18 protein-coding genes, 1 tRNA gene and 1 pseudogene are annotated in these 22,014 nt (G+C 45.0%); 16 read left to right on the forward strand and 4 right to left on the reverse strand.

Features of this window, described 5'->3' with window-relative positions; all coding sequences use genetic code 11:
• Window positions 1–477 (forward strand): annotated as a pseudogene (locus ACS8E3_RS10500) (type I restriction endonuclease subunit R); the annotation flags it as partial.
• Between the two features lie 146 nt (window positions 478–623).
• Here the strand turns inward: ACS8E3_RS10500 and ACS8E3_RS10505 are convergent.
• A tRNA-Arg gene (locus ACS8E3_RS10505) sits at window positions 624–700 on the reverse strand.
• 318 nt (window positions 701–1,018) lie between these two features.
• On the opposite strand from ACS8E3_RS10505, the gene ACS8E3_RS10510 reads away from it, so the two are divergent.
• From ACS8E3_RS10510 to queF, 4 genes are all read left to right on the forward strand, one after another.
• A complete protein-coding gene (locus tag ACS8E3_RS10510) occupies window positions 1,019–1,693 on the forward strand; it encodes a c-type cytochrome (RefSeq protein WP_439244035.1) in 675 nt (224 codons plus the stop codon).
• A 354-nt stretch (window positions 1,694–2,047) separates the two neighbouring features.
• On the forward strand, window positions 2,048–3,010 hold the full coding sequence (locus tag ACS8E3_RS10515) for an ABC transporter ATP-binding protein (protein ID WP_439244037.1): 963 nt from the start codon (window positions 2,048–2,050) through the stop codon (window positions 3,008–3,010).
• Between the two features lie 32 nt (window positions 3,011–3,042).
• Entirely contained in the window at window positions 3,043–3,816 is a 774-nt protein-coding gene (locus tag ACS8E3_RS10520) for an ABC transporter permease (RefSeq protein ID WP_439244165.1), read from the forward strand.
• 63 nt (window positions 3,817–3,879) lie between these two features.
• Entirely contained in the window at window positions 3,880–4,752 is an 873-nt protein-coding gene (queF, locus tag ACS8E3_RS10525) for an NADPH-dependent 7-cyano-7-deazaguanine reductase QueF (RefSeq protein WP_439244038.1), read from the forward strand.
• Window positions 4,753–4,830: 78 nt separating this feature from the next.
• Here queF and ACS8E3_RS10530 read toward each other — a convergent pair whose 3' ends face one another.
• A complete protein-coding gene (locus ACS8E3_RS10530; RefSeq protein WP_439244040.1) occupies window positions 4,831–6,552 on the reverse strand; it encodes a proline--tRNA ligase in 1,722 nt (573 codons plus the stop codon).
• A 460-nt stretch (window positions 6,553–7,012) separates the two neighbouring features.
• On the opposite strand from ACS8E3_RS10530, the gene ACS8E3_RS10535 reads away from it, so the two are divergent.
• A complete protein-coding gene (locus ACS8E3_RS10535; RefSeq protein WP_439244042.1) occupies window positions 7,013–7,771 on the forward strand; it encodes a DUF4230 domain-containing protein in 759 nt (252 codons plus the stop codon).
• 98 nt (window positions 7,772–7,869) lie between these two features.
• Here ACS8E3_RS10535 and ACS8E3_RS10540 read toward each other — a convergent pair whose 3' ends face one another.
• Window positions 7,870–9,516 (reverse strand): cryptochrome/photolyase family protein, encoded by a 1,647-nt coding sequence (locus ACS8E3_RS10540; protein ID WP_439244044.1) that lies wholly within the window; start codon window positions 9,514–9,516, stop codon window positions 7,870–7,872.
• A gap of 185 nt (window positions 9,517–9,701) precedes the next feature.
• Here ACS8E3_RS10540 and ACS8E3_RS10545 point away from each other — a divergent pair, with 185 nt between their 5' ends.
• The 10 genes from ACS8E3_RS10545 to ACS8E3_RS10590 all read left to right on the forward strand — a co-directional run bounded on the left by ACS8E3_RS10545 (window position 9,702) and on the right by ACS8E3_RS10590 (window position 20,966).
• Window positions 9,702–10,349 carry a phosphoribosylanthranilate isomerase gene (locus ACS8E3_RS10545; protein WP_439244045.1) on the forward strand — a complete coding sequence of 216 codons (648 nt, stop codon included), beginning with the start codon at window positions 9,702–9,704 and terminating at the stop codon, window positions 10,347–10,349.
• Window positions 10,340–10,678, forward strand: coding sequence for a hypothetical protein (locus ACS8E3_RS10550; protein WP_439244046.1), 339 nt, complete (start codon window positions 10,340–10,342; stop codon window positions 10,676–10,678). The genes ACS8E3_RS10545 and ACS8E3_RS10550 overlap by 10 nt, the downstream gene beginning before the upstream one ends.
• Window positions 10,679–10,771: 93 nt before the next feature.
• A complete protein-coding gene (gene trpB, locus ACS8E3_RS10555; protein WP_439244047.1) occupies window positions 10,772–12,037 on the forward strand; it encodes a tryptophan synthase subunit beta in 1,266 nt (421 codons plus the stop codon).
• 74 nt (window positions 12,038–12,111) lie between these two features.
• The gene (gene trpA / locus ACS8E3_RS10560; RefSeq protein ID WP_439244049.1) at window positions 12,112–12,930 is read left to right on the forward strand and encodes a tryptophan synthase subunit alpha; all 819 of its coding nucleotides are present in this window, start codon (window positions 12,112–12,114) and stop codon (window positions 12,928–12,930) included.
• 236 nt (window positions 12,931–13,166) lie between these two features.
• Window positions 13,167–14,072, forward strand: a complete 906-nt coding sequence (accD, locus tag ACS8E3_RS10565; RefSeq protein ID WP_439244167.1) for an acetyl-CoA carboxylase, carboxyltransferase subunit beta — start codon at window positions 13,167–13,169, stop codon at window positions 14,070–14,072.
• A gap of 196 nt (window positions 14,073–14,268) precedes the next feature.
• Complete coding sequence (locus tag ACS8E3_RS10570) at window positions 14,269–15,651, forward strand: bifunctional folylpolyglutamate synthase/dihydrofolate synthase (protein ID WP_439244051.1); 1,383 nt, start codon at window positions 14,269–14,271, stop codon at window positions 15,649–15,651.
• A 318-nt stretch (window positions 15,652–15,969) separates the two neighbouring features.
• Entirely contained in the window at window positions 15,970–17,163 is a 1,194-nt protein-coding gene (locus ACS8E3_RS10575) for an SPOR and LysM peptidoglycan-binding domain-containing protein (RefSeq protein ID WP_439244054.1), read from the forward strand.
• 193 nt (window positions 17,164–17,356) lie between these two features.
• Window positions 17,357–17,887 carry a DUF2726 domain-containing protein gene (locus ACS8E3_RS10580; protein ID WP_439244055.1) on the forward strand — a complete coding sequence of 177 codons (531 nt, stop codon included), beginning with the start codon at window positions 17,357–17,359 and terminating at the stop codon, window positions 17,885–17,887.
• Window positions 17,888–18,116: 229 nt separating this feature from the next.
• The gene (locus ACS8E3_RS10585) at window positions 18,117–19,577 is read left to right on the forward strand and encodes a hypothetical protein (RefSeq protein WP_439244057.1); all 1,461 of its coding nucleotides are present in this window, start codon (window positions 18,117–18,119) and stop codon (window positions 19,575–19,577) included.
• A gap of 132 nt (window positions 19,578–19,709) precedes the next feature.
• A complete protein-coding gene (locus tag ACS8E3_RS10590; protein WP_439244059.1) occupies window positions 19,710–20,966 on the forward strand; it encodes a hypothetical protein in 1,257 nt (418 codons plus the stop codon).
• A 16-nt stretch (window positions 20,967–20,982) separates the two neighbouring features.
• On the opposite strand, the gene ACS8E3_RS10595 is transcribed toward ACS8E3_RS10590, so the two are convergent.
• Window positions 20,983–21,918 (reverse strand): DUF1853 family protein, encoded by a 936-nt coding sequence (locus ACS8E3_RS10595; RefSeq protein WP_439244061.1) that lies wholly within the window; start codon window positions 21,916–21,918, stop codon window positions 20,983–20,985.
• Between the last annotated feature and the right edge of the window lie 96 nt (window positions 21,919–22,014).

Here is a 22,014-nt window from a genome sequence, read left to right on the forward strand (position 1 = left end):
AGCGTGACCGATGAAGATGATATTGATCTGACCAACATCGTCATGAGTCACTACCGTGTCTCAAAGCTGCATCAGCAGGATCTAAAGCTACAAGAGGGTAGTGGTGAGCTGGAAGCTGGCGGCGGCGCTGGTACGGCCAAACCTAAAGATAAAGAAGAAGAGCGGTTATCAAAAGTCATTAACCGGTTAAATGAAGTGTTCGCTGGCGAGGACTTTACCGATAAAGACATGATCAATTTCCAAAACACGATTTGGGATAAAGTGACTGAAAATGAGATCGTGGTAAAGCAGTTTAGTAATAACAGTACCGATCAGATTATGCTCGGCGGTTATCCTGATGCCGCCATGGACGCATTGTTTGAGAGCCAAGAAGCCTATGAAGGTATGACTATGCACCTACTGTCTCATCCTGATCAGTTTAAGACGTTTATCAGGTTGATGCTAGAGACTAAACTTGACAATAAGCTGAGTGCTTAGGTGGTGTTTATGAGTAGTGCTAAGTGATGTTATGACGAGTGGTATAAGCGTTTATTGTAAATTGATAGAGGAAATACAGACACAAAAAAACCTCAAACCATCTAAAGTTTGAGGCGAAACTTGACTAGATCTTAAGTTTAAAATCATGGTGCGCTCGGCGGGAATCGAACCCACGACCCTCGGCTTCGGAGACCGATACTCTATCCAACTGAGCTACGAGCGCTTGTCTAAAAATAAAGACCGCTTAGTCTAACAAATAAAAGCAGCAAAGCCAACGACTGATGCTGAGCTTTATGTTTTTTTGCGAAAAAACAGTATAGTCAGTAAACAGGCATGGCAATTTACCCGCCTTTTCCCTTATAATGTTAGGGAGAATTCATACTGATAAATAATCACCGATGACAAGTGCGACTGCATATAGAATAGTAATGCCTGCTGCATAACGGCCAACTAGAGAATGATAAAAGTTATGCCGTTATAAGGGTAAGGCGTCAGCTATTCAAATGCCGCCGCTTGTCGATGTAATAAGAGAACGTGACGAATGAGAAAAGTAGTGATGTTATCGGCAGCTGCCATTCTAGGAATCGCTAGTATCGCTGTGAGCCAAGCTGAAGAAATAGTAGACACACCTGTAGCCGTCTCTGATGTAGAGGAAGCACAGGAGGTGGTAGAAAACGCGCCGCAAGTTTTGGGTGATGAAACCCAAGCAGCGGCTGATACCACCGAAGCAGCAGCAGTGGCTGAAGGTGATACGGCAATGGCTGAGGACGACGTGGCGGCTGACGAAACGGTGCAAGCGGCAGCAGCACCTGCTGTTGAAGAAGAGCCAATCCCTGAAGATACACCACAAGTGCAAAAGCTTATCGCTCTATACCCCAACCTCATTGCTCGTATTCAGCCTGTCGGTAACGTCTGTTTTGAGGGCGAGACTTGTAACGTCACTACTCGCGCCGCCGGACCCGTCGCAGGCGCAGGCCCTCGTGATGGCGCAACGGTCTACAATGCCGTATGCCAAACGTGTCACGCTTCAGGCCTATTAGGCTCGCCTATGTTGGGTGACGCTAGCGCTTGGGGCCCACGTATCTCCAAAGGCGAAGAGACTTTATATGATCATGCCATTAACGGCTTCAATGCTATGCCTGCCAAAGGTGGCGCTTCTATCCCTGATGAAGAAGTACAGAACGCGGTGGATTATATGATTGCGGAAGCGAGTTAAGCCGCTATATCGCTATTATTTAATCAATAAGTAATCATTAACAAGCAGTCGTTTTTTGAATGAGCGTCTATTTCATAAGTTGAGATAGGCGCTTTTTTTGATGGCTTACTTTAGAGGGCGTTCTATTGCGAGCATAGTACAAAAAACAGTACTGATAGCTTAGCGATGGTTCAAAGCGATGATTGGAATTATTGATAGCGTGTTTTAAGGCTTTTAGACGATAGGTCAGTTGAAATATCTCTTAACCAACCTCACTTAGACAGCTTGCAGCAATAATAATAAAACAGCCTGATAGAAACTTTTAGAAACGTTGAAACGTTATAAACTATTTATATCATTAATAAAGAGGTCTTCATGTCTGAGGTACCAGCACTTGAAATTAAGAACTTATCCAAAACTTATGATAATGGGTTTTCGGCTTTAAAAGGAACCAATCTAACCGTGCCGCAAGGTGGGTTCTTTGCGCTGCTCGGGCCTAACGGTGCTGGCAAATCAACGATGATCGGTATCATCAGCTCGCTATTTAAGCCAACGACTGGCAGTGTGGAGATCTTTGGTACCGATTTATTAGCCAATCCTTCAGTCGCTAAGCAGTACCTTGGCGTGGTGCCGCAAGAGTTTAATTTCAACATGTTTGAGAAAGTTGAAGATATCTTGATCACCCAAGCGGGTTACTTCGGTATACCGGCTAGTGAAGCCAAGCCGCGTGCCAAGCGACTGTTAACTGCTTTAGGGCTATGGGATAAACGCGGGAGTAAAGCGCGTGAGCTATCGGGCGGCATGAAACGGCGTTTGATGATTGCTCGCGCTCTGATTCACAAGCCAAAGCTCCTCATCCTCGATGAGCCGACGGCAGGTGTCGATATCGAGCTGCGCCGCTCTATGTGGGAGTTTATGCAGCAGATCAACGTTGAAGAAAATACGACGATTATTCTGACCACGCATTATTTGGAGGAAGCTGAGCAGCTGTGTAAGCGCATCGCTATCTTGGATCACGGCGAGATACGCATCAATACTGAAATGAAAGATTTACTCGGGCAGTTATCGGTTGAAACCTTTGTTTTGGACTTAACCAAACCGCTGACGGAGTCTTTAGTTATTGAGCAAGTCACTGACATTGTGCAGCCTGATGAGATGACCCTTGAGGTGACCTTAACTCAAGGTGAAACCCTCAACTGCGTTTTTGAGCAATTAACAGAGCGCGATATTGATGTCGCTAGTATGCGTAATAAATCGAACCGGCTAGAAGAGTTGTTTATGCGTTTGGTGGAGCAAAACATTCAGAGTGCCGATAGCATGAAGGAGGCAGGACTATGAGAGAGCCCGTCGTTGTAAATCCGAATGAGTCTATGTCTTGGAGCAAAAAATGGGTGGCTTTTAAGACCATCCTGCTAAAAGAGATTCGCCGTATTCTGCGTATTTGGCCACAGACTTTACTGCCTCCTGTCATTACCATGACCTTGTACTTTATTATCTTTGGCCGCATGATCGGCGATAGAGTTGGTGAGATGGGCGGCGTGCCTTATATGCAGTTCATCGTCCCGGGCCTTATCATGATGGCGGTGATTACCAATAGCTACTCAAATGTGGTCTCAAGCTTTTTTAGTGCTAAATTTACCGCCAGTATCGAGGAGCTACTGGTATCGCCGGTGTCCAAGCATGCGATTTTGACTGGCTATGTCAGCGGCGGTATCTTTCGCGGCTTGGTGATTGCGATCATTGTCTCTATCGTGGCGCTGTTTTTTACCGACTTAGGCATTGAGCATTTATTCGTCACTATCTTTACCGTATTAGGAACGTCTATTTTGTTTTCCTTAGGCGGTTTTATTAACGCGGTATTTGCGCGCTCCTTCGATGATATTTCCATCATTCCAAGCTTTGTTTTGACGCCACTGACTTTTTTGGGCGGGGTGTTTTACTCGATGGAAGGCTTGTCAACTTTTTGGCAAAACGTGTCGTTATTGAACCCGATTGTCTATATGGTAAATTCCTTCCGCTACGGTATTTTGGGTTACTCTGACGTTAACGTCTGGTATTCGATGGCGGCTATTTTTGTCTTTTGCGTGGTGTTCTATATTATCTCCTATCGCTTGTTAAGTGACGGCTCGCGGATTCGCTTGTAGTTCGATGTTAAGACGGTTAGTTTTTAATAAGTAACGTTTACTAGCAAAGAGAAAAGGCAGGTTATGAGTATCCACGGTATTTTAGGCGAGCAAACCACCGACTATCCCACTGAGTATAGTCCCGAAACCTTATATCCAATTGACCGCAGTATGGGGCGTGAGGCTATTGACTGGCAAGCTGATAAACTCAATATGGGTATGGACTGGTGGCACGCTTTTGAGGTGTCTTGGCTAAATACCCAAGGTATCTCGCAAGTAGCGATGGCGCGTTTTAGTATTCCTGCAACGTCCCTTTTTATCGTGGAGTCCAAATCGCTTAAGCTTTATCTTAATAGCATTAACTTTACTAAGTTTGCCTGTTGGGATGACGTAGAGGTGCTGCTTGCAAAAGACCTCTCGGCGTGTGCACAGGGTGAGGTAAAAGTTGAATTGTTTGATTTGACAAAGATTGACTCTGAGCTGTTAATTACGCAGCCTAACGGCGCTTGTATTGATAATGCACTAGCAGATAGTACCGATAAAGTGGCTCTAACACTGCATCCTGATGCTTCGCTATTACAGAGCAAACCGATAGATAATAAACAGGAAGTATCTAATAAAGAGAGTAGGGAGCCTTACGCTTTTTATTCTAATCTTCTGCGTAGTAACTGCCCAGTGACCAATCAGCCCGATTGGGGAACTTTGGCGGTAGAGATGAGTAGCGATATCGAAGTTGATGACGCGAGTATGCTGCGCTATATTTTGAGCTTCCGTCAACACAATGGTTTTCATGAGCAGTGTGTCGAGCAGATATTTGCCGATTTAAGCGAGTTTTATCAGCCTACAAAGCTGATGGTCAGAGCTTGGTACACGCGCCGCGGTGGTATCGATATCAATCCTTGTCGCGTCAGTGATACCTCGCTATTGCCTAAGCCGAGTCGTTTGATTCGTCAGTAGTGGGTGCTAATCAAGCATGAAGCATAAAAATAGCCTAGCTCAATCAATGAGCTAGGCTATTTTTTATATAAAAGCGTATTAACCAACTACCTTTGCCAATACTTCCTCGCGGCTCAGCATTTGCTTTTCACTATCGCGGCGATCGACGTACTCGTATTTACCTTCAGCTAAGTTACGATCGGAGACCACAATACGATGTGGTATACCAACCAGTTCAAGATCAGCAAACTTGACCCCAGGGCGCTCGTTACGATCATCGAGTAGGACATTGACGCCTTTTGCTTTTAGCTCTTCATAAAGCGCGGTCGCGGTCTCCATCACGGTGTCTTCTTTAGACTTCATTGGCACAATAGCCACTTCAAACGGCGCCAATGAATCCTCAACGTCTGGCGTTTGTGGCCACATGATACCGTTTTCATCGTTATTTTGCTCGATAGCAGCAGCGATAATACGGCTAACGCCGATACCGTAGCAGCCCATCATTAAGGTGACGGGCTTGCCATCTTCGCCAGAAACGGTCGCATTCATCGCTTGTGAGTACTTATCGCCCAATTGGAAGATGTGACCGACCTCGATACCGCGCTTGATCTTCAAAGTCCCTTTACCGTCAGGAGAGGGGTCGCCTTCTTGGACGTTACGCACATCAACGATGCGAGTGATACGGGTGTCACGTACCCAGTTCATACCGATAGTATGTTTATTAACGACATTCGCGCCCGCTACGAAGTCGGATAAAGTGGCTGCTGAGCGATCGACAAACACCGGCATATCTAGATCAACGCCGATATAGCCTTTATGGAGACCTGCCGCTTTTAGCTCTGCATCAGAGGCCATGGTTAAAGGCACATTGGCTTCTTCAATTTTTTCAGCTTTAATGGTGTTAAGCTGATGATCGCCGCGCAAAACTATTGCGATTAACTGCGGCGTATCGTCTTCTTTATGACCATGGACGATCAAGGTTTTGACGGTGTTAGCCAGCGGGATATCTAAGTGTTCAGCGACCATCTTACAAGAGGTCATGCCTTCGGTGAGCACATCCTCGCGCGCTTGCTTTGGCGGTTGACGCTCAGCCATGTTAAAGGATAGTGATTCGGCAAGCTCAACGTTCGCCGCATAGTCAGAGGCGTCCGAAAAGGCGATATCATCTTCGCCGCTGTCGGCTAACACGTGGAACTCGTGCGATGCAAAGCCGCCGATAGAACCGGTGTCTGCCTGCACGGCGCGAAAATCTAGGCCTAGACGGGTAAAGATACGCGTATAAGCGTCATACATATCCCGATAAGTCTTGGCAAGCGAGGCTTGATCGACATGAAAAGAGTAGGCGTCTTTCATGGTAAATTCGCGCGCTCGCATCACACCGAAGCGCGGACGAATCTCATCACGGAATTTGCCTTGAATCTGGAAAAACGTAATCGGTAGCTGCTTATAGCTACGCAGCTCGCTTTGAGCCAATGTGGTGATGACCTCTTCGTGCGTGGGACCGAGTACAAAGTCGCGATCGTGGCGGTCTTTGAAACGTAGCAGCTCAGGGCCGTAATCTTCGAAACGCCCGGTGGTTTGCCATAGCTCAGCGGGCTGAGTCATCGGCATGAGCACTTCTTGCGCGCCGATATTTTGCATCTCCTCACGGACGATACGTTCCACCTTCTGTAGGACGCGTAGTCCCAAAGGCAACCAAATATAGAGTCCAGAAGCGATTTTACGAATAAGACCGGCACGCACCATCAATTGGCTTGAGGCGATATCGGCATCACTTGGAGTCTCTTTTAGCGTGGCGAACAAGAACTGACTGGCTTTCATAAATAAAGCGTAACCTTATCTTCAATCATACAATAAATAAAAAAGACGCTAAACGTAAGGCTAAAATTTTATGCCAGCGCTAGCTTGCCTTGGTAAAAAGTCGCTGAAACGAGTCGATTAACGATTTTATAATAGAGCTTTTATAGTGCCTCAGCGTAACCTGTCTATGTTAGGTAAAGTTAGGCTCAGACGCAATGACTTTTTGTCATTTCCATCCTAGCAAGTCCTTATTATTAAAACAAAGCGAAGGGTTTAAATATCCCTTAATCAGGATTTGTGTAGACAATTAGTAGCGACTCCTTGAAGTTAGGCGCTTTGATAGCATTTAAGTATCAGTGTTTATTTATCATAAGCTTATGATTTTAAAATAAATATTCTGCATTGAAGGTTTTAAGCCATTAACGTTTAGCGTTAATAAGCGTTGTATCAACAACCAATAATCCATAAAAAGGTAGCCGCTATGAGTACTCCTGAGCAATCCGCCTCTGACCCTAATAATAGGCTTATTAAAGAGCGTAAGCCGAAGCCAAAAATTGCCAAGATATCGTGGCTATTACTATTTATAGGTTTAGCGGCGTTAGCCTTTGCGATTTATGTGATGCAAAGCAATCCTGAGGAAGAGCCTGTCGAGACGATTACCCGCGAAGGGGTAGTGACGCAAATTCAGCAGCTTAATCGTCTACAAACGGTGGCTTTTAGTGTCGATACCATTATTACCAGTGAGCGCGAGGGCAGCTGGGCAAAGCTGTGGCAAGATGAGCAAAAGGCCTTATTCATTGCTAAAGGGCGCGTGCAAGCAGGTATCGATCTGAGCGCCTTGACGTCCGAGATGGTACAAGTGGTACAGCCAACCGAGGCGCTCGACGATAACAATGAGCAAAATGCCAGTACTGAAAATCCAGTCGCTATCATGCCAAAGATTAACATCACTATACCGCCTTCAGAGGTCTTTGCCGTATACCTTGATGATATTGAGATATACGACTGGCAGACAGGTGCGTTTGGGATGATGCAAGTTGATCCGACCATATTAGAGCAAGCACAAAGTATGGCCAAAAAAGAAGTGCTTGAGCGCGCCTGCCGCGGTGATGTCATGACTTTAGCCTTGCAAAACGCCCAACAACAATTGCAACAGCTATTTGCCATGACCGGAGCGGTGATCACAGTGACTACGCAAGGCGCGGGCGCTTGCCGGATGCCGACGAGTACCGCGAGTTAATTTTTATAGCGAATTCATGATAGTAAAAACAGCGCTCAGTTTGTGATAATTGAGCGCTGTTTTTTACGTTGATTTTTAGATGAAAATTTAACTGTTCTCTATTTTTTAAACTCAGCAATGGCCAGTTTGCGCACTTTTTTATGCTCAACCATAGGCGCAGGGTAGTCTATATCCGCAAACTTACCGCCTTTTTTCAGCGCCTGACGCATTTTGTCCTCAGAATGCAAAGTACTGGCAGGGATGTCTTTTAGCTCAGGCAGCCAAGTTTTGATAAACTCGCCATTGGCATCATGGCTTTTGCCTTGGCTAAACGGGTTCATAATGCGGAAATACGGCGCAGAGTCTGTACCAGTGGAGGCGCTCCACTGCCAACCGCCATTATTAGAGGCAAAGTCACCATCGATGAGCTGCTGCATAAAGTAGCGCTCGCCCCAGCGCCAATCGATGAGCAAGTCTTTGGTCAAAAACATCGCCGTCACCATGCGCAAGCGATTGTGCATAAAGCCTGTGGCGTTCAGACAACGCATCGCGGCATCAACTAGCGGCACGCCTGTTTTGCCCGCGCACCAAGCAGCAAAGTCGTCTTCATCATACGACCAATTGACCTTGTTATCGGCATCTTCTTTATAGGCTTTATGCTCGATGAGTTTGGGCTTATCGACGAGCACATGACGATAAAAGTCTCGCCAAGCCAGCTCGCTTATCCAACGATTAATATCCTCATTATCGCTATCATTACCGTGCAGTTTTTCTTGCGCTTGTGCTGCTTGCAGGTAACATAGCCTTGGACTGATAGCGCCAATCGTTAAGTAGGCCGACATATGGCTAGTGCCTTGCAAAATTGGCTTGTCACGACTGACATCATAATCTTCGATATCATCAGCGACAAAATCATTTAGACGCTGAATAGCGGCGTCTTCACCAGCCGGATAATCCTCGCGTGCTTGCTTAAGCTGCGCGGGCTTATCGGTGAATAATTGCTCGTCGTCGTTTTCTAGGGATTTTTGATAATCAGCGACTATCTCTTGAGCAAGCTTTTCTATACTGGCGCTAGTATTGGCGTTGTCTTTAGCAGAGCTTATCGCCATAGATTTTATGCTGGCTTTGGTTTTATTATTAGCAGTCACTTTTGCGGATTTATGAGCGCTAAGCGAACCTGCTTCCAAAGTATCGCGCCATTTACGATAAAATGGAGTAAAGACTTTATACATACTATCACTGTCGTTAGTGGTAATACTCAGCGGCGGCAATATACACTGATCGTGATGACGAATAAACTCAAAATCGTCTTTAGCAAGTTGCTTTGCTAACTTTTCATCACGATTGATCTCATTGCCTTCGTACTCATGATTGGCCATGATAGTAGTGATCTTTAGCTGCTGACAAAGCTCAATGATAGCTTCTATAGATTCATTGAAATCTGCACAGAGATAAACGTTCAAAGTGATGTTTAATTGCTCTTCTAGATCCTGCGCTAGAATCGGCAAAGTGCGTGCGATATGATCGACTTGTGTGAGCGAGTCATCGTGCTCATGCCACTGCTCAGGAGTGATAAAGTAGACGGCGGTAACAGGCGCTTCATTGGCATTAGCGTGTTCACAAATAGCGGCCAAAGCGGTATTGTCATGTACGCGTAAATCACGGCGAAACCACATTAGATAATGGGGCAGATGTGCATTATTATCTGACTTTTCTTTACTATCGTTATCTTTACCGCTGCTAGTTGCCGCTGCCTTTTTAGACATTGAAAAATCCTTATGGTAATCATAAACAAAACTATGAATAAAAGTATGCTAGGATAAGTTTTTGGATGCAATTGATTTGCTCTTTATTTAACAAATTATATCCATACCTAGTGATAGATGTTTCGATCAACAACTACTCCTACCTTATTAAGACAATCCTTAAGTTAATTGGTTAAGGCTAAAAGATGCAGGTAAAATTTTGCGGATTCACTCAGCTTGCTGATATTAAAGCAGCCACCCAGCTAGGGGTCGATGCTGTAGGCTTAGTGTTTTATCCGCCAAGTCCGCGTGCGGTGACCATAGCGCAAGCGCAGCAATTGACTACCGGAGTGCCAGCCTTTACTAGCGTCGTCGCCTTAGTGGTCAATATGGATAAAGACGAGCTTATGGAGTTAGCCGATAAAGTCGCTTTTGATATTATCCAGTTTCATGGCGATGAGAGTCCTGAGCAATGTCAGCAACTGGCTAATAGCGTGCATAAACGCTGGATAAAAGCACTACGTGTCAACATTGAGCAAGATACGCTAGCAAGTGTCAATGCTCAAATTAATGATTTTGCTAAAGCTGGCGCAAGTAGTATTTTACTCGATGCTTATAATCCGCAGAAATATGGTGGTACCGGTGATCAGTTTGATTGGGATTTAATCCCAAAAGACAGTGCGCTGCCGATTATTTTGGCAGGCGGGCTAGATATTAACAATGTCGCGGCGACTTTAGATCTGCCGATTTATGCTGTCGATGTGAGCGGCGGCATTGAGTCTGCTAAAGGTAAAAAAGATAAAGAAAAAATGCGCGGCTTTATGAAAGCGGTTAAACGAGATCGATGGCAATGATCGGTGAAGAGATTGATTATGGCAAAGATCAAGCAAAAGGGTTTTATCGATTTACTTGGCTCTGCTGTATTTTAGGTATCATTGTTTTCAGCTCTCTATCTTATATTGGACTGGTTGAGCAGCAAATTGCGTTAGGCGGTAGATATGGTTCGCCTGTTTCTCATTATACGGGTGCAGCCGCTGTCTTCCACGGCTATTTTTTCTTTAGCTGTGCTTTTGCCTGTTTTGCCGCAGGGTTTTGGTATTGGCAATTTAAATATTTGATTTGGATACTGCTAGCTGTCATTTGGCTAGGCTGTTTATTCGCCATTCATTATTTTATTCCATAGATACTATTACTGATCCTATACAGCCCACTGCCTTTGCTACTTTCCCTTTAACTTATAAGCATTTTTAAAATTTATTATCTACAGGATATTTTGATGAGTACTATAACCGAAGCTAATTCAGCACAAGCTATAAATACTTTTACCAACCCAAAAAACGTAGCCGACTTCAACCAATACCCCGATCCTCGTGGTCATTTTGGGGTGCATGGCGGTCGCTTTGTCTCTGAGACTCTAATGGCAGCGCTAGAAGAGCTTGAAACGCTTTATACTAAAGTCAAAGCCGATCCGGCCTTTTGGGAAGAGTATCATAACGACTTGGTCAATTACGTCGGTCGTCCGACACCACTGTATCACGCCAAGCGTTTGAGCGATGAGATAGGCGGCGCACAAATTTACTTCAAACGTGAAGATCTCAATCATACCGGCGCGCACAAGGTCAATAACACTATCGGGCAAGCGCTACTAGCGAAGATGAGCGGCAAAAAACGCATCATCGCGGAGACTGGTGCGGGTCAGCATGGCGTAGCGACGGCTACTATTGCCGCACGGTTAGGATTAGAGTGTATCGTCTATATGGGCGCGGACGATGTCGAGCGACAAAAAATGAACGTCTACCGCATGCGTTTGCTTGGCACAACAGTAGTGCCAGTAACGTCAGGTTCGCGTACTTTAAAAGATGCAATGAATGAAGCCATGCGCGATTGGGTGACGAATGTCGATACTACGTACTATATAATTGGTACGGTCGCGGGTCCGCATCCTTATCCGTTATTGGTACGTGATTTTCAAGCGATTATCGGTAAAGAGACGCGCGTACAGCATCAACAGCAAACGGGCAGATTACCGGACGCGCTTGTCGCTTGTGTTGGCGGTGGCTCCAATGCTATCGGTTTATTCTTTGACTTTTTAAACGATACTGACGTGAAGATGTATGGTGTTGAAGCTACTGGCGATGGTATCGAAACCGGACGCCATTCTGCGCCACTCGCTGCAGGTCGTATTGGCGTGTTGCATGGTAACCGGACTTATCTAATGGCAGATGACGAGGGTCAGATTCAAGAAACGCATTCGATCTCTGCCGGTCTTGATTACCCAGGTGTTGGCCCTGAGCATAGCTTTCTAAAAGATATGAACCGTGTCAAATATGTCGGCTGTACTGATAAAGAAGCGTTAGAAGGCTTCCATGAAGTCACGCGTAAAGAAGGCATTATCCCAGCCCTTGAGACCGCTCATGCTTGTGCTTATGCGTTAAAACTGGCCAAAACCATGACCCCTGAACAGACCATCGTGGTCAATATGTCAGGTCGCGGTGATAAAGATCTGCATTCGGTGATGAAGGCGGAAGGCATTGAGTTGTAGCATTCAAAAATATGATTAATAGAGGCTGATAATAGCCTCTCGTTTTATTAAATAAATAATAATTAGAGAAAATTATGACCCGAATTGAAAGTACCTTTGCAACCTTAAAATCGCAAAATAAAAAAGCGCTAATTCCTTATGTAATGGCTGGTGATCCTAATTCTAGTAGCTTTGTAGGCTTGCTGCATGATTTAGTCAAGCATGGCGCAGATATGATTGAGGTTGGTTTACCTTTCTCTGACCCTATGGCCGATGGTCCGACCGTTGCTTTAGCAGGTGAACGCGCATTAGCGGCGGGCACGAGCACTCGTGATGCGCTAAATATGGTTGCTGAGTTTCGTAAGCAAGATACACAGACGCCTATTATCCTGATGGGTTATCTCAATCCTGTTGAAATCATTGGTTATGATAACTTCGTACAGCTCTGTGAGCAGGCAGGCGTTGATGGCATCCTCATGGTTGATTTACCGCCAGCAGAGGCGGGTAGCTTTACTCAGCATTTATCAGAGCATGCGATGAATGAGATCTTCTTATTATCGCCGACGACTTTGCCTGAGCGCCGTGAGCAAGTCTTGACCCATTGTGGCGGTTATATTTATTACGTCTCGCTCAAAGGCGTCACCGGTTCAGCCACGCTTGATACGACTGATGTCGCGCAGCAAGTCCAAGCGATCAAAGCGGAGACTGATTTGCCAGTGTGTGTCGGCTTTGGTATCCGTGATGGCGCCTCAGCCAAAGCCATTGGTGAGCACGCGGATGGTGTCATTGTCGGGAGTGCTTTAGTGCAGAACTTTGCCGATATTGATGGGAACGATAGTAAGGCGGTAGCCGAAGCGCAGCAGCGTATTATGACTAAGATGGATGAGCTAAGAGGTGCTTTAGATAGTTTGTAGTATTGTCCTACTTAGGGTCTAATACTCTATCGGTCCGAGCAAGCTATTGTAAATAGTCGCTAATCGCAATAGGTTTAATAGCTTTGCTAATTTTAGTTTACGTGTGTAAACTAAGACCATATCTGCAATGATGTATAAGCAGTAATCCATAACACTATAAATGGTTATGAGCAAACGTGCCGGATAACCTTTTGATAATGGCGAATAATATGACTGAGACTATAGAAAAACCTGAGATGTCAGAGGATAGTACCAAAACCAGTACCGATACGGCAGGCCAATCGTGGTTTAATCGTCCTGTACCCGGCATCAAGCAGCAGCTCACGCCGCAATTAACAGCGGTTGAGACTGAGCCTTCAACCAAGTGCCCAAATTGTCTATCGATGATTACTAACACGGCGCTTATCTTTAACTGTTATGTCTGTCCCCACTGCGATCATCATCTTGCGATGACGGCTCGTGAACGCTTACAATGGTTTTTGGAGCAAGTCGATGGCGAGCTTGGGCAAGAGTTTGTCGCAAAAGATCCGTTAGGATTTGTCGATAGTAAGCCATATCCTGAGCGCATGGAGCAAGCGCAGACCAAGACAGGCGAGAGCGAAGCGCTGATCGTGCTATACGGCAAGCTGCGCAATCTTGAAGTGGTAGCCTGCGCTTTTGACTTTCAGTTTATGGGCGGCTCTATGGGCTCAGTAGTCGGCGATCGCTTTGTACAAGCGGCGGAGAAGTCTTTAGCAGAGCGTAAGCCTTTGGTTTGTTTTGCTGCCTCTGGGGGCGCACGTATGCAAGAAGGGTTACTATCCTTGATGCAGATGGCGCGTACTGCAGCTGCCGTTGAGCGCCTGCGTCTGGCAGGTATTCCTTATATTGTAGTGCTGACTAACCCTGTGTACGGCGGCGTTACTGCATCTCTCGCTATGCTTGGTGATATCCATTTAGCCGAACCAAAAGCGATGATAGGTTTTGCCGGCAAGCGGGTGATTGAGCAAACTGTCCGCGAAACTTTAGAAGAGCCGTTCCAACGTGCTGAGTTTTTGCTAGAGCACGGCGTTGTCGATGAAGTGGTGCATCGTCATCAAATGATAGACACTATTTATCGCCTCCTTGCTAAGCTTTGTCATCAGCCCAACGTTGACGCTTAGCCGAAGATTTAGTACTGCTTTGAGCTGAACTAACAGCTTCTTTAATAGCATTTATCGTGAATAGCGGTAAGTGCTATTTTTTGGTTTTGACTTGTCATTTTGAATTGGGGTTTTGAGCAAATTTGCTATACACTTTGAGGCAAATATAATTACGGTTTATAGTTCTTTTCATGCCCATTTTTGATATAGGTTATTTATGGATTTCTCTTCTATAACTACTCAGGCGAGTACGCCTACTAAAGGCTCTAGCCTGACTGAATGGCTAGATTATATGCAGCAGATACATGTCTCAGCGATAGATATGGGACTCTCTAGAGTGTTGCCGATCGCCGAGCGTTTAGGAGTCGTCGAGTCCGCCAAAGAAGATACCTACGTTTTTACGGTGGCAGGCACCAATGGCAAAGGTTCAACGACTGCGATGATTAGCGAGCTATGTCAAGCTGCGGGTTATAAGACCGCGCTCTATCAGTCGCCGCATTTAATTGAGTTCAATGAGCGCGTCCGTATTAATGGCGAGATGGTTAGCGACAAGACCTTAATCGCCGCTTTTCATCAAGTTGAGATCGCAAGGCTGCAATGCGGATTAACCTTGTCCTTTTTTGAGATGACAACTTTAGCCGCACTTCTGATCTTCTCTGAAGCTGACTGCGAGGTTTGGGTGTTAGAAGTTGGGTTAGGCGGGCGCTTAGATGTGGTCAATATCATCGATCCTGATTTGGCAGTGATTACTAATATCGGCATCGATCATGTCGACTGGTTAGGCGATAATATTGAGGCGATTGGTCGTGAAAAAGCCGGTATTTTACGCGAAGGTATCCCCTTGATTTATGGCGCTACTGAGATGCCTAATAGCGTTAAAGCGTTAATTGAGCAGCATAACGTGACTTGCTATCAAGTGGGAGAAGATTTTTATTACCGTGAAGTAGAGGCTAATAGCAAGGATAAGCTAAATGCCAGCGTTAAACCCACTTGGCAATATAGTAATGCAGCAGTGACGCTACAATTATCGCGCCCAAAGCTATCGCTGACCAATACTGCCAACGCGTTATCAGCTGTACTAGCCAGTCCGCTCGATATCGGCATTGACGCTATCAAACAAGCCTTAAGTAGCGTCAAGCTAGCAGGGCGCTTTGATTATCGGCAGCTAGCTAATCGGCACTGGCTATTCGATGTCGCCCATAACGAGCATGGCGTTGATTTCATGCTCGCGCAGTTATTTACGCTTTGGCAGCAGCACAGGCAACAAGCCGATAATAAAACGGCGACGATTAAGATAGTATTTTCTATGCTAGCGGATAAGGATATCGAGCTGGTTATCGAACGTCTCACTCAGGCCGATCTGCCGATATCTGAGTGGTTTGTTGCTGAGATAGATTATCCAAGAGCGGCAAGCGTTGAGCAATTAGTAGCAGCGATGAGCGCTCAAATTCCTCAAGAGCATATTCATACTTTTGAGAGTCTACAGCAAGCCACGAAAGCTATTACCTTGGAGAGCCAACCACAAGACCTGCTACTAGTTTGCGGCTCTTTTCATACCATTGGAGAGACGCTTTCAGCTTTAGCTATAGAGTCAGTATAGCGCTAGAACGGAACTCTTTAGAAAGCTAAAATTGACAAAATCAGCCGATGAACACTCTTAATTTCCTAATTGTATTTAGTGATAATTATAGCTAAGCTTTGGGTAGCCTATTGAAATAGTACGATAGCAGACAATATGAAAAAATTGTTTTATAATCAAAGCGCTTTACTATGATAGTCATAGGCTTTATAAGTGAATGCTAAGTCGTTTATAGTAAAAATGGCATTGATTTATTAGATAAGTTTGCACTATAAGCTGTGCGTCTAAGGGGCCAAGGGTATTGAGTAATCATTGTTACCAACTGAGGAAATGAAACGGATGAATTTTTCTAGACAAGCCTTATTGGGCATAGGCATGATTATTGGCGGTAGCGTGATGCTGTATGCCATGGTGCAACAGATTGGAACCAATGATAATACGGTTGCGACACCGGCGCTCGTTGAGAATAGCACTGACGAGCAACAGGCCGTAAACCCGCTGACGACAGATATCGAGACTGAAAAAAAGCTATTGGCTCAAAAGCAAAAAGAGCGTGCCATCCGAGTGGCGGAACAAGAAAAACGTGCTGAGCAGTTTTTGGCTGAGCAAGAGTCTGCAGAGGCACAAGCTCTAGCCAAGGCACGAGCGGAAAACCAACGCTATATTGATAATGCTACGCCTGTAGCCGCCGAAGAAGAGTCGATACAAGAGACGCCAATCACCCTAGACACTCCTACGGTACAGTCGCAACCAGCTACAACTACAGTGGCATCCGCTAGTACGGACAGTCGCGCTGCAGAAGACCAGCGACGAGCAGCTGAAGCAAAAACAGTCGCTGAGCAAGAGCAGCAGCGCGTCGCTAAACAAAAAGCAGAAGCTGAGGCTCGAGAAAAGGCAGCGGCTAAAGAACAAGCCGAACGAAAAGCCGCTGAGCAAAGAGTGGCAGAACAAAGAGCTGCTGAAAAAAAGGCGGCTGAGCAAAAAGCACAAGCAGCCAAGTCTGAACCACCGAGTTCACCGAGCGAATATAAGGTCAAGTCCGGTGACGGCTTAATCAAACTAGCACGTCAGTACAATGTACCCGTCGAAGCTTTGGCACAGGCCAATAATACTTCATCATCCGCTGCCCTACAGTTAGGCCAGACGATTACTATCCCTTCGCGCAAACAAATCCAGCGTTTAGAGCGCGAAGCGGCAGAAGCGGAGCGCAAGCGTGAGCAAGAAAAAGCGCAGGCACAGGCAAAGCGTGATGCCCAGCAGCGCTTGGTAGAAGCGCGTAAGGAAGTTAAAGAGACCGATGCCAAAGGCAGCTTTGGCGTGCAAGTCTCGCTGGCTAGCGATGAAGCAGCTGCCGAAAGAGTCGCTAAAAAATTCAAAGATGCAGGATATCAAGTGACGACTAGCAAGACCAGTCGCGGCGTCCGTGTTGTTGTTGGCCCTGAGCGCGGCAAAGTTGCAGCACTGGCGCTAAAAGATAAGATCAACAATGACCCCAAAGTAGATACCAGTGGGGCTTGGGTCAAATATTGGTAAACATAGATGCTCATATTGAGTCGCGACTATCTCGATTCATTCAAAACACGACATACATTGTCGTGTTTTTTATTTTACTGATTGCTGATTAAGATAAGCTTGTATACGATAGCAGCTGTTTCTCTATTTACTACTGTATGACTTATCAGCCTACAAAGGCTGGGCGGTCGCCTCAAATTTATAAGGTATACCTATGTCACTTGGCATTGTATTTTTGCTCGCTGCTATCGGGTTTTTAGGCCTGATAGTCGTTATAAAACATCAGTCAAACTCAAAAAGAGCAGAGCCGGATCCTGCGCCGGTACGCGGTGATGATTTGGCGATTTGGCCTTTCACCACTATGCCTATCATGACCGATACTGAAGTCATCTTCTTTAATAAGCTCAAAAACGCCTTCCCTGAATATCATATCTTCGTCCAAGTCCAGCTATCCCGTATTATTGAAGCCAATTCCGAGGAGGCGAGCGAGCGCAGTTTTTGGTTCAACCGTATCTGCCGTCAAAGCGTTGATTATGTGATTACTGATATCGACGCGCAAACCACTTTAGTCGCTATCGAATTAGATGACTGGACCCATAGCAGTAAATCGCGGCAAAAGGCCGATGATAAAAAAGACAAAGCGCTCGCCAGCGCAGGTATCGCTATCGTTCGCTTTCACGCTGAGCGCATGCCGAGCGCCGATATGCTCAGGTACGAAGTTATGCAGGTCATTGAGAACTACTAACTATCAGAGTGAAATGAGCCGATGACTATTGCAAAGAAAAATTATATTTTCTCAAAAACTTGTAGACTAAACTCACCGTTAGTTGTAATATTCTGGCAACAAATGAGCGAACTTTAGTTTCTTTATTCCGTTTCTATAAAAATCTTTAAGGTTGCTTATAATGCGGAATATAAAATAATTTGATTCAGAATAGTCTTTGATAAAGGCGTCTGACATAAAGGATATTGCAATGAAATTTTTTAAACTTTCGGTACTAGCCTTAGCCACTACTTTAGCATTGAGCGCTTGTGGCGATGATAATGATAGCAATATTTCTTCTAATAACGGCTCAGGCACACCAGGTGTTCCCACTCAGCCTCCTGTCGATAATAGTCTGTCTGATCTTGAGCAAGCTAAAGAGATGATACGTACCGCTAAGCTGTTCGTTAGTGATAATCAAGCAGTCACTGAAGCTTATGAGGGTGCCAGTGCTATCATCACAGACCAACAGGACGATCGACTTGGCTATGCTTTAGAGGTGCCGAACAATCTTTCTTATTATATGCAAGAGAATAATCTCTCAAGACTAACGGCTGCAAACATTATAGCGTTAGCTAATGATGAAGAGTTTGAGGTGGCCTTAGGTAATATCTCTCTTGTACCAGCAGCAGGTTTTTTAGCGACTTTAAATACCGATGGTCAGTTTGCTTTAACCGGAACCACTGAGGTGGAGATTGAAGATTATGAGTATGATTACAACTCGCAAACAGGTCAGTTTGAAGAAATAGTTACGGTTGAGGATGCTTTTGACCTAAGTTTCGATGATTATCAAAATGCCTTGAGCTCAAACACTAATACTGACAATTTTAAGGGTAGTCTTGGTTTTAATAGTATTAAAATTGGTACTGGCAAAGAAGCTGTACTATTGAGTTCAACGACCAAAGGCGCCACAGTCAATGGCCAGTTCAGCGAAAAAGTCACCTTCAATGACGAGTTTGATTTTGATGAAGCCAATGCAGCAGGCGTCACTCTCGAAAAAGGCGTCATTACTTTAGCTAAGCTAAAATTAGAAGCCAATGATAGCGTGATCGAAGCGAGAAACTTTGCTATTGAAGTCATGGACATTAGCAAAGAGCTTGCCGACGGTACCTTAGCAGTACGCACTATACCTTACAAGATTGATTTAACTGGTCAGATGATCAAGGAAAATCCAGCGACTAATGTAACGCTTACCCTGAATGCTCTTGCTAATGCCGATGATATCAAGAAGTTTATCACTGTGGATAGTACGGGTAATATTGTAGAGAGTGCTAGCAATTTTGTAGGTATGAAAATATTACTAGCTATCAAAGGCGATGTCACCAAAAATGATAAATTAACGATTCCACTTGACTTTCAAGCCCAGCTTGAGCGTACGGCTCGCAATGCTGTTGAGCTTAAAGGTCTAACTGCCAGCGTGGATGGTAAGACTCTATTTGTTACTGGAAAATCGACTTTGAACAACGACTACGACGTCGTCAGCACTCAGTTTATCATTAAGCAAAATAATGCCTCTATCACCCTAAATGTCGATGAGGATAGTGATTTTATTACCGATAGTAATGGTAAGCTTGGTGATATCATCGTTAATGGTAAAGACTTGGGTGATCTGATGGACAATGACGGTAAGATTACGGCTAAGTTTACCGATAACAGCTTAATTGTTTTATAAGATTATAGATTCAACATGATCCCTCAAGGGTTTTGAAATCTATACAATGATTGAAGATATAAAAAGAGACAGTAAGGCCTGTCTCTTTTTTTTGCTCTCCAAATTCTATCGCTTGTCATCTATGGAACGTCCATGATCTCCTCAAGACTACTTATAGCTGTACGTACAACTTGGCAACCATTAACTCGTTATCGACTCGATAGTTCTATTACTTCTATGACATTGATATGCTTAGGGTCGAGCTTATCTATATCTGCTATCGCGCAAGAATCTAGTCTTTCAGAGAGTAGAGCGCCAACTTTTCTGCCTACCAATCTTTTTGCTAGCCAAATACCAACGCAAACACCCAAAGTAGGGTTTGAGGTTATGGCGAGCGCAGATAGCCCTGCTCAGCCTATCGCCGCTTTTATCGATGATTGGGATGCGCCTTTAGAGTCAGGTGAGCATGCTTATGTACAAGGACGGATGGGGCTTAATGTACAACCTGCCAACAGCGCTATTAGCTATGGGTTAGCTTGGCGCTATGATTATCTGATGGAGTTTAGTGAAGAGACGGCAGAAGTCTACTGGCAGTACGAGAACAAGCAAAACCCAACCGCAAGTAAATCTTATCCGCTATTTTTGGAGGCTAAGCATAACGAAAGAGTAGGGGCCAATATTGGTTTTACCCAGTCTATAGCTCCTGATTGGCACTTAACGACTCAAGCTAATATTTGGCAAGGATTACATGCTTTAGATGGTAAGGTTACCGGGAGTTTGAGCAATCGGGTTTTAGCAGATAGTGAGCTCAATAATATTCGAGATACTATTGATAAAGCGGATGCTTATCTTGATTACTACTACGACGAGCCAGCGCTAGGGGAGGAGAATCTAGGCTGGAATCCTGATGATCCTTCAGGTTACGGTTACTCAATTGATTTGAATCTAGCCGGTAAGCTCTCAGATAAGACGCAGTTAAATATTCGCGGATATGATGTCCTTGGACGTATGCGCTGGAAGGAGATGCCGAGCACTCGCTATGCGCTTGATTATGATGTTAATGGACGACCGCTATATAGTCTGGAAGGTCAGCTTGAGACGAAGGATGTCACGCAGACGCTACCTTGGCGGGTTGAGGGTAGTCTTATGCATCAACTAAATAATAATTGGCAGCTTGGCGCACATGGACAAGCCAATGAGGTGCAAGACTTGTATCAGCTATCTGTGGGTTATCTGCTCAGTAATAATCGCTATCCCTTTATGCTTACCGCATTGGTTGAGCCGCAGACGCGAGCGCTTGGACTGTCTTTAGATAGTCAGTACGGCGGTATAAAAGTGCTGACTGATGACTTAGATTCTGAAAAAGCTAAGCGTAGTGAAATTAGCTTATATGGTCGCTACGCTTGGTAACGGCTATTAATTTAGTTTAGCTACTAATGACAGGCGGATAAATCACTACTGGACAATCTTGGGCAAAATATAACCCAGCTTTAGGTTTTTTGTTTTCTAAACAATTAGCTAGAGGTTGACGAGCATCATAAAAGTCACGTTTGGTGAACCATTCTATATAATGCGCTTGCCGCAAACGGTTAGTATTAAGCTTAGCAAGACTAGTCTTATCGTTTATATCACACCATAGATGCATGGGAAAGGTAGGCTCTAACCAGTCTGGATAGACAAAACCAGTCGTGCCCATCGGCAAAAAAAAGCGTCCCTTAATCACTCCGTAACGCTTATCGATTTTGACGCGACCATGCGCTTCGGTATCGACCCAAACCACTCTAAACTGCTTGGTCTGCATATAAGTCATCTTACGCTGTAGATTATCGTTAGAATTAATCCCGACCCAGTTTGCAGGCGCGAATGGGTATGCTCCCATAAAGAACTTAATCGCCAGCTCCCAATGCTCAATCAACTGCTCGCTGTGATTGTACAAAATCAAATCCAGCTCACCAACGGTTTGCTTACCATTGTATAGCTGCACGTTATTGGCGAGTGTCTCATACGGATGCAATCCACGCGCAAACCCGTCTTCTAACCAAAATGATAACAAACCCTCAAAGTGAAAGCCCAAACGATTGGGGCTAGGCCGACTGAGTAGATAACGGGTCAAATTTTGATAGGCGTGAGTAGTATCAAGCTCATCCAAACGCTGACGATAAGCGTCAAATTGCGCTAGCCAAAATTCACTGGGATGGACTTCGACTTCATGAGTGCTTTGATGCGGTGCAAAATCAAGCCATTTGGTCAACACATTAGGGCAGGCGAGTACAAACGCTAGATCGCGTACGTAAGGACGGTGATAAGCTTCCCATGGGGCATAGCTTGAATGACAAGAAAGCTCAGAGGCAAGTTTAGGCATAATAAGACTAATAATGGAATAGAGGATAAGCTATTTACCCTAACGGCTTGGGGGCTAAAAGTCTATAGAGCAATTCCTCGTTTTAGTAAGAGGCTG

Source organism: Psychrobacter sp. 2Y5 (assembly GCF_051847375.1).
Classification (GTDB): domain Bacteria; phylum Pseudomonadota; class Gammaproteobacteria; order Pseudomonadales; family Moraxellaceae; genus Psychrobacter.